The 12,848-nt window shown below is 68.7% G+C and carries 12 protein-coding genes; 9 read left to right on the top strand and 3 right to left on the bottom strand.

Annotated features, from left to right (window positions below; all coding sequences use genetic code 11):
* From ON23_RS24130 to ON23_RS24115, 4 genes are all read left to right on the top strand, one after another.
* Positions 1–748: alpha/beta fold hydrolase (locus ON23_RS24130; RefSeq protein WP_039780971.1), on the top strand; the 748-nt coding region annotated here is incomplete at its 5' end.
* Positions 749–1,169: 421 nt separating this feature from the next.
* The gene (locus tag ON23_RS24125) at positions 1,170–1,388 is read left to right on the top strand and encodes an MbtH family protein (RefSeq protein ID WP_030517136.1); all 219 of its coding nucleotides are present in this window, start codon (positions 1,170–1,172) and stop codon (positions 1,386–1,388) included.
* Between the two features lie 125 nt (positions 1,389–1,513).
* Positions 1,514–2,173 (top strand): SRPBCC family protein, encoded by a 660-nt coding sequence (locus ON23_RS24120; RefSeq protein WP_039780970.1) that lies wholly within the window; start codon positions 1,514–1,516, stop codon positions 2,171–2,173.
* A complete protein-coding gene (locus ON23_RS24115) occupies positions 2,170–2,568 on the top strand; it encodes an ArsR/SmtB family transcription factor (RefSeq protein ID WP_039780969.1) in 399 nt (132 codons plus the stop codon). Before ON23_RS24120 ends, ON23_RS24115 begins: the two co-directional genes overlap by 4 nt.
* Positions 2,569–2,607: 39 nt before the next feature.
* Here ON23_RS24115 and ON23_RS24110 read toward each other — a convergent pair whose 3' ends face one another.
* A complete protein-coding gene (locus ON23_RS24110) occupies positions 2,608–5,955 on the bottom strand; it encodes an ATP-binding protein (protein ID WP_051043240.1) in 3,348 nt (1,115 codons plus the stop codon).
* Positions 5,956–6,483: 528 nt separating this feature from the next.
* Here ON23_RS24110 and ON23_RS24105 point away from each other — a divergent pair.
* The 3 genes from ON23_RS24105 to ON23_RS24095 are packed head-to-tail and all read left to right on the top strand — an operon-like array spanning position 6,484 to position 8,382.
* A complete protein-coding gene (locus ON23_RS24105) occupies positions 6,484–6,921 on the top strand; it encodes a hypothetical protein (protein ID WP_036505726.1) in 438 nt (145 codons plus the stop codon).
* 52 nt (positions 6,922–6,973) lie between these two features.
* Positions 6,974–7,684 (top strand): NUDIX hydrolase, encoded by a 711-nt coding sequence (locus tag ON23_RS24100; protein ID WP_036505725.1) that lies wholly within the window; start codon positions 6,974–6,976, stop codon positions 7,682–7,684.
* A gap of 47 nt (positions 7,685–7,731) precedes the next feature.
* Complete coding sequence (locus ON23_RS24095) at positions 7,732–8,382, top strand: hypothetical protein (protein WP_039780968.1); 651 nt, start codon at positions 7,732–7,734, stop codon at positions 8,380–8,382.
* A 5-nt stretch (positions 8,383–8,387) separates the two neighbouring features.
* Here ON23_RS24095 and ON23_RS24090 read toward each other — a convergent pair whose 3' ends face one another.
* On the bottom strand, positions 8,388–9,641 hold the full coding sequence (locus ON23_RS24090; protein ID WP_039780981.1) for a TetR/AcrR family transcriptional regulator: 1,254 nt from the start codon (positions 9,639–9,641) through the stop codon (positions 8,388–8,390).
* Between the two features lie 442 nt (positions 9,642–10,083).
* Here ON23_RS24090 and ON23_RS24085 point away from each other — a divergent pair, with 442 nt between their 5' ends.
* Positions 10,084–10,527, top strand: a complete 444-nt coding sequence (locus ON23_RS24085; RefSeq protein WP_039780979.1) for an SRPBCC family protein — start codon at positions 10,084–10,086, stop codon at positions 10,525–10,527.
* 22 nt (positions 10,528–10,549) lie between these two features.
* On the opposite strand, the gene ON23_RS24080 is transcribed toward ON23_RS24085, so the two are convergent.
* A complete protein-coding gene (locus ON23_RS24080; RefSeq protein ID WP_039780967.1) occupies positions 10,550–11,143 on the bottom strand; it encodes an SACE_7040 family transcriptional regulator in 594 nt (197 codons plus the stop codon).
* 127 nt (positions 11,144–11,270) lie between these two features.
* Here ON23_RS24080 and ON23_RS24075 point away from each other — a divergent pair, with 127 nt between their 5' ends.
* Positions 11,271–12,848 (top strand): carboxyl transferase domain-containing protein, encoded by a 1,578-nt coding sequence (locus ON23_RS24075; RefSeq protein ID WP_039780966.1) that lies wholly within the window; start codon positions 11,271–11,273, stop codon positions 12,846–12,848.

The raw sequence follows: 12,848 nt of genomic DNA, 5'->3' as shown, positions 1-12,848 counted from the left end.
GCGGCGCAACGGGATCGGCGAGCCACTGTTCTGTGTGCATCCGGTCGGTGGTGTCGCCTGGTCGTTCGCCGGCCTGGCCGCCTCGGTGCGGCGGCCGCTCTACGGTCTGCAATCGCCGGCGCTGAGCGGGGAGGGCCTGCCCGGCACCGTCGAACAGTGGGCGCGGCGTTATGTCGAGGCGATCCGCTCGGTGCAGCCGGAGGGGCCCTATCACCTGCTGGGCTGGTCGCTCGGCGGTGTGCTCGCCCATGCCGTCGCAGTGCAACTGCAGGACGAGGGTGAGCGGGTCGACCTGCTGGCCGTGATGGACAGCCGGTTCGGCGAACCGGATGCCGACGAGTCCGAGCCGGTCGCGACGGCGGAACTGCTGGGCGGGTTGCTGGGGGAGCGGTTCGAGGAGTCCGGCGACGCCATGCCGGACGATCCTGCCGCGATCCTCGCCGCGCTGCCCGAACCGTTCGCGTCGCTGGGCCGGGATCGGATCACCGCGGTCCTCGAGGCGGCGCTGGGATCGGTCGATCTGGCCGCCGCCTATCGGCCCCGGCTCTACCGCGGTGATCTGACGTACTTCGTCGCCGCGCACGACGCCTCGAGCGAGCCGGCCGCCGACCGGTGGATCCCGGCGGTCAGCGGAACGGTACGGCGCCACCGGCTGCCCACCACCCACTGGCGCATGACTTCCGCGGAATCGTTGCGACGCATCGGCGCGGTAGTCGGCGAACACCCGGACGACAGCGAAACGGCCTGACCCGCATCGCTTGTCGCCTCATCAGCCCGGAGCCGATCAGGTTCCGTGCGGCCCTCGGGCGCCGTTCCGGCGTCCGCGGATCGCGACCGTGAAAGGAAGAAGGAAGAAAGTATGGACGGCACTGTCGACTACGCCGCGATCATCACTCAGGTGCTGAGCTTCCTCAGCTCCGGCTCCAGCATCGCCTACACCCCGAAGTAAACCCGCACCAGTAAAGGATTTTCGACTGATGGATACCGGAAGCTCCGGCCTCGGCAGCATCTTCACCGCCCTCGCGAACCTGCTCTCCACCGGATCGGCGGTGTCGGTGACACCGGGCGCTTGATCGCGGTGCGGGCTCGAACACCGCGGGCCCGCACCACCTCCCGGTGCGGTGGCGGCGCCGCCACACCGGAAACAGTTCCGCACGAAAGGTATTCGAATGAGCAACCCATTCGACGATGACGACGCCGAGTTCTACGTCCTGACCAACGATGAAGGCGAGCACTCGTTGTGGCCGGTGTTCGCGGCCGTGCCGAGCGGATGGACGATCGCTCACGGGCCTTGTCTGCGTCAGCTCTGCCTCGACTATGTCGAATCGCACTGGACCGATATGCGCCCGAAATCGCTGATCGAGGCCATGCGTCTACAAGCCAACTGAATGCGTCGCGCCGCGGCGTGCCATCCGAACCCCCCTGCACCGGCACGTCGCGGCGTTCACGTCCTCCTCGCATGGGCCGTGGTCGCCTGCTAATATAAGTTCAAACTTATAGAAGGAGGTATGACATGCCCTTGCTCTCCGATCCCGCCGCCCTCGCCGGCCTCGTCACCCGCGAGGTCCGCACCGGCTCTCGCGACGGCGCGACCACCAGGATCGCCGTCGCCCGCCGCAGCTATCCCACCGATCAGGCCGATCTGTGGGACGCACTGACCAATCCCGAGCGCATTCCACGCTGGTTCCTGCCGATCAGCGGCTCACTGGAGGTCGGCGGCCGCTACCAGCTCGAGGGCAACGCCAACGGCGTGGTCGAACGCTGTGACGCGCCGAAACACTTCGCCGTCACCTGGGAGATGGGCCCGCAGATCTCCTGGCTGGAGGTCACTCTCGGCCCGGCCGGCGACGGTACCGAACTGAAGCTCGAGCACGAGGCGCCGATCGATCCGGCCATGTGGACGCAATTCGGTCCCGGTGCGGTCGGTGTCGGCTGGGACCTCGCCCTCCTCGGCCTGGGGATGCATCTGGACAGCGGCGAGCCGGTGGATCCGACCGTCGCGCTCACGCTGCACACCACGCCGGAGGGCCGTACATTCATCCGCACCGCCGCCACGGCGTGGGGTGAGGCCGCGATCGCCGACGGCGACGACCCCACCGCGGCCCGCACCGCCGCCGAACAGACCTTCGCCTTCTACACCACCGAACCAGAGGACACCCCGGAACCTCGATGACCGCCCCACCCGCCCGCATCTTCGATGCACTGGGCGACCCCGTGCGCCGCCACATCCTCGAACTCCTGGCCGCCGGCGAACACTCCGCCGGCGCCCTGGTCGAGTCGATCCGCGCCGTCACCCCGATCTCCCAGCCCGCGGTCTCGCAACACCTGAAGACCCTGCGCGACACCGGTCTGGTCACCGTCCGCGCCGACGGCACCCGCCGGTACTACCGCCTCGACCCCGACGGCGTGGAGGTCGCCCGAACCTGGCTCACCGCTCTGCTCGACCCCTTGCACCACCTGGCGAACCCGCTCGACGCTCTCGCCACCGAAATCGCCCGCGGCAAACGGACACGGGACTCCGAATCGCGAGTGCGAGGTGCGGCCGGCGAGAAGCGGGCGACCGGGTGAAAACCTTGTGTCGATCCGAGGTGCGGCGATGCCGCCGCATCAGAACGGCGCCGGGAAGTCCCTCGCGGCGGGGCCGATGGTGTCGATGTTCGTCAGCTGAGTTGATCTGAGCTGCTTGCGGATTCGCTCGCGGAGGCGGGTGGCGGCGGCGCGGTGCTTGGCGGCGGTGACGCCGTCTCCGCACGCCGCCGCCAGGTCGGCGAGGATCTCGTCCACCGGATCCAGTGGGGTGAAGCCGGTTTCGAGGCCCGCGACGGTGCCGGCGGCGGGGAGGAGCCGGCGATACAGTTCGGCACAGTCGGCGGTGGAGCCGAGGGCCATGGCCGCGCGGGCGCGGTGGGCTCGCATCAGGACGGGGTAGAAGTGCTCGTCGACCTCGGGGCCGTGATGGAACAGGGCGGCCGCTTCGGCGCGTGCGCCGGCGTCGAGGAGTGCGACGATGTAGATCTGGGTGAGCATGCCGGGCAGGGCCGCTTCGATATCGGCGAGGGCGTCCGCGGCGAGGGAGAGATCGCGGCGCGCCCAGCCGAGCGGAAGCAGCGCGATCAGGGCCGCCTCGTCGCCGTGCGGGAATCCGGAATCCCTTGCCGCCGAGATGCTTTCGTCGAAGTAGTGCGCCGCCCGGGAGATATCGCCGCGCAGGATCTCGATGGCGGCGCGGAAGTAGCCGAAGATCGTCGTCAGCGGGCGCACCTGCGCGGTGGCCGCGAACTCCAGGGCCAGCCTCGCCTGCCGTCCGGCCTCGATCAGGTCGACGTTGCGGCAGGCGGTGCGGAAGTGCAGATAGTGTGCGAGGGCGCGATAGTGGGGGAGGTCGGCGGCGGTGGCGATGCGCTCCAGCTCGGCGGTCCAGTATCCCAGTCCGTCGCCGGAATGTCCGTCCAAGACGAGATGGGTCAGCGCGTTCAACGCCATGCACTGCAACTCGGCGTCGCCGGTGCTGCGCGCCAATTTCAGGGCGGCGTGGGCGCGGGTGTGGGCGAGCCGGTGCGCGGCGGGGCTGGCTTCGAAGACCGCCGTGATCAGCAGGCGTGCCTGGGTCGCCACCGGCTGGTCGCGCGCGGAGGCCACCGCGAGTGCGCGCCGCAGCCGCGGATTCGTCCATCTCCAGTCCCGCATCGCCCAGACCACCGGAGCCCGCCAACTGGTCAGCGCGCGCACCACCAACTCCCCGTCGCCCAGTGCGGTGGCCAGCCGCAGCGCCTGTTCCCGGGCGTCACGGGCCGCGACGATCCGTCCCGCGTACGCGGAGGCGGTGACCAGTTCGCAGTAGGCGTCCACACAGGCGATCCGATCCGCGGCCGGGGCATCGTCGTCCTCGTGCCCGGCCAGTCGCCGCAGTTCGATCACCGTGCGCCACAGCGGTGCCGCATCCGCGCGCATCCCGCGTTCGACACAGTGCCGCGCCGCCGTCGTGATGTAGTCGACCGCGGAATCGGCGGTACTCGCCGTGGCCGCGCGCACGGCGTGATGGGCCAGCACCTCGACGGCCCGGGTGTCGTCGGGCCGGCACCCGCCCAGCAGTGCCAGCACACCCTGATGCATGCGGGTCCGCCGCAGTTGCGCGATCCCCGCGTAGACGGTGTCACGGATCAGCGGGTGCGCGAACATGATCCGGCCCGCGGGATCGATGATCACCAGCCGTGCCACCTCGGCGGTGCCGACGAGGTCGACGATCTCGGGCTCGGATCGTCCGGTCAGCGCCACCAGCGTCGCCGGTTCGACCCGCTCACCGCAGACGGCCGCGTACTCCAGCACCTCGCGGACCGGATCCGGCATCCGCGCCAGTTGTTGTTCGATCACCCCTCGGGTGCTCGGCGGCAGCGCGTGGACGTCGCCGCCCACCGCCATCGCGGCGGTGAGCTCGCGCAGGAACAACGGATTTCCGCCGGTGCGTTCGTGCAGCAGTGCCAGCAGATCGGTGTCGAGTCCGGACAATCCGGCGGCGCGCGCGATGGCACAGGTCCCGTCCAGATCGACGCCGGTGAGCTCGATATGCGCGGCGGTCGGGTCGGCCAGGGCGGCCACGGCCGCCCGCACCGGCGCCGGCGCCTCCGTCTCGCGCAGGGTGGCGATGACCAGCAGCGGCTGATCGTGCAGCCATGCCATGGCTTGGCGCAGGATCTGCAGCGTGGCCTCGTCGGCCCGGTGCAGATCCTCCAGAATCAGCGCGACCGGACCGTCGGCGACCGCCTTCCGGCACCGGTCGGCGATCACCCGCGAGATCTCGAATGCCCCGCCGAGCACCGGCCGCGAGGTCAGATCGGCGCCGAAGCGCGTGGCGATCTCCGCCCACACCCATGCCTGCGGCGCGCCGTCGACCTCCGGGCAGCGTCCGGTCGCGACCACCCAGTCGCGGCGCCGCAATTCGGTGGCGACGGTCTCGGTGAGGGTGGACTTGCCGAAACCCGCGCCGCCACAGACCCACACCACCCGGGCGCCGTGTTCGGCGGCCTCGCAGGCGGCTTCCAGCACGACCTTGCGCTGCACCGGATATCCGGGCGCCGTCGTGGTCTCGGCCCGCTCGCCCGGTTCGGTCGGCGAGCGCGTGGTGTCGCGCACGATATCGGCGCGCACGGCGATGGGCGCGGTCGCCACGGTGGAGTCGAGCACCGGTACCGCCTGGTTGAGGATCGCGGTCTCCAGCTCCTGAATGCGTTGTCCCGGATCCAGCCCCATTTCCCGGGTGAGGAATTCCGCCGTGCGACGCAGCGTGGCCAGCGCTTCGGTCTGCTGCCCCAGCCGATATTGCGCGAGGGCGAGCAGTCGCACGCTCTCCTCGCGGTCGGGCCGGTCTTCGACGGTGCGCCGCAGGCCGCTGATCACCTCGGTGGTGCGGCCGAGTTCCAGCGCGGCCTGTGCGCGCAATTCACCGGCGGTCAGATACAGATCGGTCAGCCGCGCCGCCTCGGCCGCCGCCCAGCCGCAGTCGGCGAAACTCTCCAGCGCGCGTCCGTTCCAGCAGCCCAGTGCGATATCCAGCATCCGGGTGCGAGTGGCCGCCTCGGGGGCATGGGCACCGCTGCTGACTTGCAGATATTCGTGCAGCAGCGATTCGAACTGCCAGGCGTCGACTTCGGTGTCGCGCAACCGCAGCGCGTAACCGAGACCCTCCGACACCACTACCGTCGCCGGCGCGCGGGCGGGACGTTCGGGTTCGAACACCCGCCGCAGGTTGTGGACGTGCACCTGCAGCACCGAGGTCGCCTTCGGCGGAGGTTCCCCGTCCCACAATTCGTCGACCAGCCGATCGGTGGACACCGCCCGGCCCTGCGCGATCACCAAGCGCGCCAGCAGGGCCCGGGTGAGCCGCCCCGCGAGCCGGATCGGTGTTCCGTCGAGTGCGATGTGCATCGGCCCGAGGACATGGATCCGCCGTTCAGCCATGCCATGCCCCCTGCCACCCTGACATCCCGGACACCTTCCCCATGGCCCGCCCCCGTCCGTGCGCCGACGGGACGGCCAAAACGCTGGACATCTGATTTAAATCAGAATCTCTACTATAAATTTTCGACGCTGTCTGTCGTTAGCTTCATGGTTGCCAAATCGTTATATCGATTCCGTGTGGTAGTTCCGCGGTGAGTGTGTTGTGCATCACGTTCCGGCTGTTCCGGGTTGCGACACACGTGGTTCGAACCTGAGTGGCGAGGTGAGCGGCTTGTAATGCAATTGTGACTTTTTTGCCGAACTGTGGTTCGGCGGTCGGATGACCATCCTCGGCTCGTGTATTTCATCGCAACTTCGGAATTGCTCTCGATATCGTCCAATTGCTTGTCGCCCGATTCGACCGGAAGTGAACCAGAAGTGGGATGGACGAGGCTGACGTTCACAAACCTGATGGATGGGGAGGTTTCGAATGGTTCGAACGTCACAGAACGCGGTAACGGAATTCGGTGGCGCAGGGCAGGAGAAATCATGAGTCAGAACAGGATCCGTCCCCGGCCCACCGTGCCGGACATCGTGGCCCTCTTTCACGACGACGATCAGGCGGGAGAACTGTTCATGCGGACCGACGAGGTGATCGCGGTACCGGCCGGTCAATTCGTGGCCATGGCCCGCGCCGTCGCACAACTGGCCGACCGCGCCCTGGTCGGCGGCGGAATTCACGCGGACCGCCCGGACGAGGGGACGCTCGGCGCCTTCGGGGACGCGGGCGAGAATTCCGTCACGGAACCGGAACCGGTCACCCGCGGTCTCTATGTCGACGCCGACGGTGACGTATGGGAGCACGACGAGCTCGGCTGGCGGTTACTGCTGCAGGCCGGCGTGGTGGTCGACCCGGTTTCGCATTGGGACTGGATCCTCGGCCACGTCGGTGAATTCGGCCCGTTCACTTTCGTCGCCGCGAGCTGAGGAATTCACCGCCGGAGTTTTTATCGTCAGACTGACGATTACAATGCCCGTCATGGGCAGTGGTTTTCGCCTCAATGCAGCGGTCGCGGTCGATTTGGTGGTTTTGACCCTGGGCGCTCGCCACACTGCCAACGACACGCTGTGCGCGCTGCTGGTCCAGCGGCTCTACGCCCCCTATCGCGGACGGTGGGCGCTGCCCGGTGGTTTCGTCCGCCCCGAGGAGAGCCTCTCCGCCGCCGCGGTCCGGGAGTTGCGCGAGGAGACCGGAATACGCGGCGACCGCATGCATCTGGAGCAGCTGGCGACCTACGGTGAACCCGGCCGTGATCCGCGCGGCCGGGTCATCAGTACCGCCTATCTGGCGCTGGCGCCGAATCTGCCCGCGCCGCAAGCGGGTTCGCAGGCCACGGCGGCCGGCATCTGGTCGGTGGAGCAACTGCTCGCCGAGCGCGGCCGCATCGCCTTCGACCATCGGCGAATCCTCACCGACGGCGTCGAGCGGGCCCGCGCGAAGCTGGAGTACACGCCGCTGGCCACGGCCTTCTGTGCCCGCGAATTCACGGTGGCCGAACTGCGGCGGGTCTACGAGGTCATGTGGGGCACCGACATCGATCCGCGCAATTTCCACCGCAAGGTCACCACCACACCGGGCTTCGTCCTGGCCACCGGCGCCACCACGACCCGTGACGGTGGTCGTCCCGCCAAGCTCTATCGCGCCGGGCCCGCGCAGGTGCTGCACCCACCGATGTTGCGGCCCAGCTGATTCCCCGTCGTTGCCGCCGTGTGCCCGCGCGGTGCTACAACGGGAGTATGACGGAGGTCACTACCGGCGCGCCGACGGTCGCCGGGCGCTCGGCGGAGTTCTGGGGATATCTGATGTGGGGGCTGGCGGGCATCGTCATCGCGGTCCCGGAGTTGGCCGCGGTCTTCGATCTCGCGGACTGGCCGACGATTTCGGCGACGATCGGCCACCTCGAGGACGCGCATTCGTGGGTGCGGCTCGTGGTCGTGTTCGTGATCGTCGTGCTCGCCTACTATTCGCTGCCACAGCTGGCGATACCGCCGCAGCGCCCGGCCGCGGTCGCGGGCCGGCAGACCACGGCCAACGGCCGGCTCACCCCCGACCCGGATGCCGTGCGCACCGAGGGGATGGGCGGCTATCTGGTTCTGGCCTGCGCGGCGCTGGCCGTGGCGGTCGCCTTCGCCGGCGGAGCCCGCGCGGTCGATCCGGGGACCTTCACCGGCGCCTACGTGCTGTACGGGACCATCGCGGTGATGTGGGTGATCGTGCCGAGCGCGCTGTCGATGTTCTTCGCGCGGGAAGTGCCGTTCCCCACCCTGTTTCGCACCATCGGCTATCTCGAGCATCGCGCGGGATTCGTCGCCGCGCTGCTGCTCGGTCTGCTGGCGATCCTGCTCATCCACCTCGCGCTCTACCCGTGGCCGCGGATGAACAGCTGAGGCGATCACTCGCCGCGCGGCGACCCGAACAGCACGACCTCCATCAGCGCCATGACTCGCTGCGGCGGGCAGAGGTCTTCGTCATCGCCGAAGACCCGGCCCAGATCGACCACGAGTCCGAAGCCGGCCTGCACCAGAATGCGCGCCTGCGCCTCGGACAGCTCCGGCCGCACCGCGACCAGCAATTTCACCCATTCGGCCACGATCAGCCGCTGAATATTGCGCAGTACGGTGCGTTCCTCGGGCGGGACGTGACTGAACTCGGCGTAATAGACGAAGGTCAATTCGCGTTCTTCGAACGACCCGGTGACATACAGGCCGATCAGTTTCGACAGTGCCTCGGCCGGAGATTTCGACGAGGCGGTGGCCGGGCCGATCGCGCCCGACACCCGATCCGCCGCCCGCCGGAACGCGGCCGCGAGCAGGTCGCTCTTACTGCGGTAATACCGGTAGACGGCCGAGGCCGCGGACAGATCCGCGGCCGTCGCGATATCCTCCACGCTCACATTCGGATAGCCGCGCTGATGGAACAGCTCCACCGACTTCTTCAGCAGCAGTTCGTGTTTGAACGACTGCGGGATCTCCGCCGCGCGCGGCGTGCCGGCCGACGGCGCGGCGTCCGGGAGTTCGGCGCCGATGATCGCCCACGCGGCCGAATTCAGCACCGCGGTCAGCGATTTCACGGGGAGGGTGGCGTGGTGGTCGCCGATGCTGCTGACGATGCTGAGCAAGGCCACCGCCCGCACCAGCCGATCGCGGCGGGTCAGCTCCGGGCGCAATTCACCGAGCAGGCCGGCGAGGGCGCGGATCGAGGTGGTGAACTGCTCGTCCAGCGTGGCGCGATCGGTGTCGTCGAGGTAGCGCCCCTCCCACCGGGCCAGCGTCACGGTCGGCCGATTGGCGATGGTCGCGGCGATCATGGCGTCGAGCACGCCGGCCAGCCGCTGCTGCGCCGGAAGTTCGGCGGCCTCGGGGGCCACCGTGGTCGATTCCACCGTCAGCGCGCCGAGGCGCAGCAGTTCCTCCCGGAACAGCGCGTACTTGCTCGGATAGTGCCGGTACAGGGCCGCCGAGGAAATGCCGAGACGGGAGGCGATGTCCTCCATGCTGACCCCGTGATACCCCAGCGAGCCGAAGGCCGCCGCCGAGGTCGCGGCGATCTGGGCGCGCCGATTCTTCGGGCGTCGGCGAATCACCCGCTCCTGCGGCTTTGTTGTCGGCTGTTCTGCGGGGCTCGCGGTGCCACGCTCTACGCTCACGGTTCCGGCCTGTCTGTGGTGCGGCGGCACTCCTCGGCACTCATGAATGCCATGGTAGTCACCGGATGATTTCCGGCTGCCCGGTGTTACCGCCGGTTCCGGGAGGTCGACCGGGGATCGGTGCGGGGTCGAAGGCCGGTTCCGGGCCGGATCGGGACAATTGTGGACCATCGCCGCCGGCTCGCCGGCGACGGGGGTCTGCCGGAGTGAGCGAAAGGCTTTCTGTCACAAGGAAATACCGACCGGATTCATCTTTTCGTGGACGCCGCGCGGCTTGGGCGAACGACCAGATCGCTTGCTCGTATCGAAATAGCATCGTTTCGACTCTCGTCACTGGCAGCGGGTGCCCGCCGCGCCGTACGCTGCGCTGGCACTCGGCACCGATCCGGCATCCCCGCCGGTCGGGAATTCATCCGACACCGCGGTAGCGAAGGGACTCTCGATGCGCACGCTGGACCTGGAACGGATCATCCGGGCACCCCGCGCCGACGTCTTCGACTGGATCACCGACGCCACCAACTACCAGCGCGTTCCGGCGATCCGGCGGGTCACTCCGGTCCGTCCGGGCAATGTCTCCGAACACGGGGTCGGGGCGGTGCGGCTGCTGGTCACGCCGCTGCTGCGGCTGACCGAGGAGGTCGTCGACTACGACCCTCCGCGACTGTTCCGTTATCGCGTGCTGAAATCGCTTCCGCCGCTGCGCCGCCAGGACGGAACCGTGACCTTCGACGACCATCCGGAGGGGACCCGGGTGCGCTGGCATTCCCAATTCGAGGTCGCCACACCGCTTTTCGCTGCCGCGTGGACCCTCGCGCTGATCCCCGCCGTCTATCTGGGCGTGAGTATGGTCCTCTCCACCGCCGAAGCCGAACTCCGCCGCGACTAGACCGCCGGCCCGGCTCCTCGGCTCAGCTCAGCGCCGCCCAGGCCATCTCCCGCAGGATGGGCCGGGCCCGTCCGGCCAGGGTGGGAGTGGCGCTGTGCGGTGTGGAGTTGATCAGGCCGAAGGTGGCGTGCGCCTTGACCCGCGCGGCGGTCTCGTCCAGGTCCGGATGCAGGCCGCGCAGCACCCCGACCCAGATCTCCACGTACTGCCGCTGCAGGCGGCGCACCTGCCGGCGGGCGGATTCCGGCAGGCTTTCCAGGTCCCGATCCTGGATGCGGATGAGTTCGGGCTCGCCGAGGGCGAAGTCGAGATGGAACTCGATCAGCCCGGACAGTGCCGCGCGCGGGGACTCGGCCTGTTCGGCGACCGCCTTACCGCCCTCGAACAGCCGGGTACTGATCCCGACCAGCAATTCCACCAGGAGCGCTTCCTTGTTGGGGAAGTGCCGGTAGACCGCCGGGCCGCTGATACCGGCCGCCGCGCCGAGGTCGTCGAGCCGCACGCCGGGGAAGCCGCGGTCGGCGATAAGCCGTGCCCCGGCCTCCAGTAACTGTTGCCGCCGCTGCGCCTTGAGCTGCTCCCGGCGTGTGGGGGCGATGGCCTCACTGCTGCTCATCGGGCTCCTCTCCGCAGGCCGGGGGCGTTCGGCGGGTCGCGGTGCCGGCACGCCTGGACATTTCAGTTAACGAAGATTATCTTAGATTCCAGTTATTGGCCACTAACCGAATGGGCAGGATGGCGTGATGACCCTGACGCAGGACGTGCAGGCCGGCAATCGTGCCGCACATCTGGCGCTGCTCGACGAGCTGCGCGCGAAACTGGCTGCGAGTGCGCTCGGCGGACCCGAGCGGGCCCGCGAGCGCCATCTGGCGCGCGGCAAACTGCTGCCGCGCCAGCGGGTGGACCGGCTGCTGGATCCCGGCAGCCCGTTCCTGGAACTCTCGCCGCTGGCGGCCGACGGAATGTACGGCGACGACTGTCCGGGCGCCGGGGTGATCGGCGGTATCGGACGGGTGTCCGGCCGGGAGTGCGTGATCGTCGCCAACGATGCGACGGTCAAGGGCGGCACCTACTACCCGATGACGGTCAAGAAGCATCTGCGCGCGCAGGAGGTGGCACTGCAGAACCATCTGCCGTGCATCTACCTCGTGGACTCCGGTGGTGCGCATCTGCCGCATCAGGACGAGGTCTTCCCCGACCGCGAACATTTCGGCCGGATCTTCTACAACCAGGCGACCATGAGCGCCAAGGGGATTCCGCAGATCGCGGCGGTGCTGGGATCCTGCACCGCGGGCGGCGCCTATGTTCCCGCGATGAGCGACGAGGCCGTGATCGTGCGCAATCAGGGCACGATCTTCCTCGGCGGGCCGCCGCTGGTGAAGGCCGCCACCGGCGAGGTGGTCACCGCGGAGGAGCTCGGTGGTGGCGAATTGCATTCGCGCACATCGGGTGTCACCGATCATCTGGCCGACAGTGACGAGGACGCGCTGCGGATCGTGCGCCGCATCGTCGGCACCTTCGCGCCGAAGTCGCCGAGTCCGTGGGAGATCGCGGCGCCGGTCGATGCCATCGCCCCGCAGTCGGAGCTCTACGACGTGGTCCCGGTGGACCTGCGTACGCCCTACGACGTGCACGAGGTGATCGAGCGCATCGTGGACGGCGGTGAATTCCAGGAATTCAAGGCCGAATACGGCCGCACCCTGGTCACCGGCTTCGCGCGCATCCACGGCCACCCGGTCGGCATCGTCGCCAACAACGGCGTGCTGTTCGGCGAATCCGCCCAGAAGGGCGCGCATTTCATCGAATTGTGCGACAAGCGGGTCATTCCGCTGGTGTTCCTGCAGAACATCACCGGCTTCATGGTCGGGCGCGACTACGAGGCGAGCGGTATCGCCAAACACGGCGCGAAGATGGTGACCGCGGTCGCCTGCGCGCGGGTGCCGAAGCTGACGGTGGTGATCGGCGGTTCCTACGGCGCCGGAAACTATTCGATGTGCGGGCGCGCCTATTCGCCGCGCTTCCTGTGGATGTGGCCGAACGCCCGCATCTCGGTGATGGGCGGTGAGCAGGCCGCCTCGGTGCTGGCCACGGTGCGCGGCGATCAGCTCGGTGATGCCTGGAGCGCGGAGCAGGAGGAGCAGTTCAAGGCGCCGATCCGGGAGCAGTACGAGCGCCAGGGCAATCCGTACTACTCCACCGCCCGGCTGTGGGACGACGGGGTCATCGATCCCGCCGACACCAGGACCGTGCTCGGCCTGGCCCTGTCGGTCTGCGCGCAGGCGCCCCTCGAACCTGTCTCCTACGGCGTATTCCGGATGTGA

The organism is Nocardia cerradoensis NBRC 101014, from assembly GCF_000308535.1.
Taxonomy (GTDB): Bacteria; Actinomycetota; Actinomycetes; order Mycobacteriales; family Mycobacteriaceae; genus Nocardia; species Nocardia cerradoensis.
The sequence above is the reverse complement of the archived record's forward strand: the minus strand, read 5'-3'. Positions and strand labels throughout refer to the sequence as shown.

What these genes read in the sequence shown, in the direction of transcription:
- ON23_RS24125 (WP_030517136.1), top strand. Translation starts at nt 1,170, where the DNA reads ATGAGCAACCCATTCGACGATGACGACGCCGAGTTCTACGTCCTGACC.
- ON23_RS24075 (WP_039780966.1), top strand. Translation starts at nt 11,271, where the DNA reads ATGACCCTGACGCAGGACGTGCAGGCCGGCAATCGTGCCGCACATCTG.
- ON23_RS24095 (WP_039780968.1), top strand. Translation starts at nt 7,732, where the DNA reads ATGACGGAGGTCACTACCGGCGCGCCGACGGTCGCCGGGCGCTCGGCG.
- ON23_RS24120 (WP_039780970.1), top strand. Translation starts at nt 1,514, where the DNA reads ATGCCCTTGCTCTCCGATCCCGCCGCCCTCGCCGGCCTCGTCACCCGC.
- ON23_RS24080 (WP_039780967.1), bottom strand. Translation starts at nt 11,143, where the DNA reads ATGAGCAGCAGTGAGGCCATCGCCCCCACACGCCGGGAGCAGCTCAAG.
- ON23_RS24105 (WP_036505726.1), top strand. Translation starts at nt 6,484, where the DNA reads ATGAGTCAGAACAGGATCCGTCCCCGGCCCACCGTGCCGGACATCGTG.
- ON23_RS24100 (WP_036505725.1), top strand. Translation starts at nt 6,974, where the DNA reads ATGGGCAGTGGTTTTCGCCTCAATGCAGCGGTCGCGGTCGATTTGGTG.
- ON23_RS24085 (WP_039780979.1), top strand. Translation starts at nt 10,084, where the DNA reads ATGCGCACGCTGGACCTGGAACGGATCATCCGGGCACCCCGCGCCGAC.
- ON23_RS24115 (WP_039780969.1), top strand. Translation starts at nt 2,170, where the DNA reads ATGACCGCCCCACCCGCCCGCATCTTCGATGCACTGGGCGACCCCGTG.
- ON23_RS24110 (WP_051043240.1), bottom strand. Translation starts at nt 5,955, where the DNA reads ATGGCTGAACGGCGGATCCATGTCCTCGGGCCGATGCACATCGCACTC.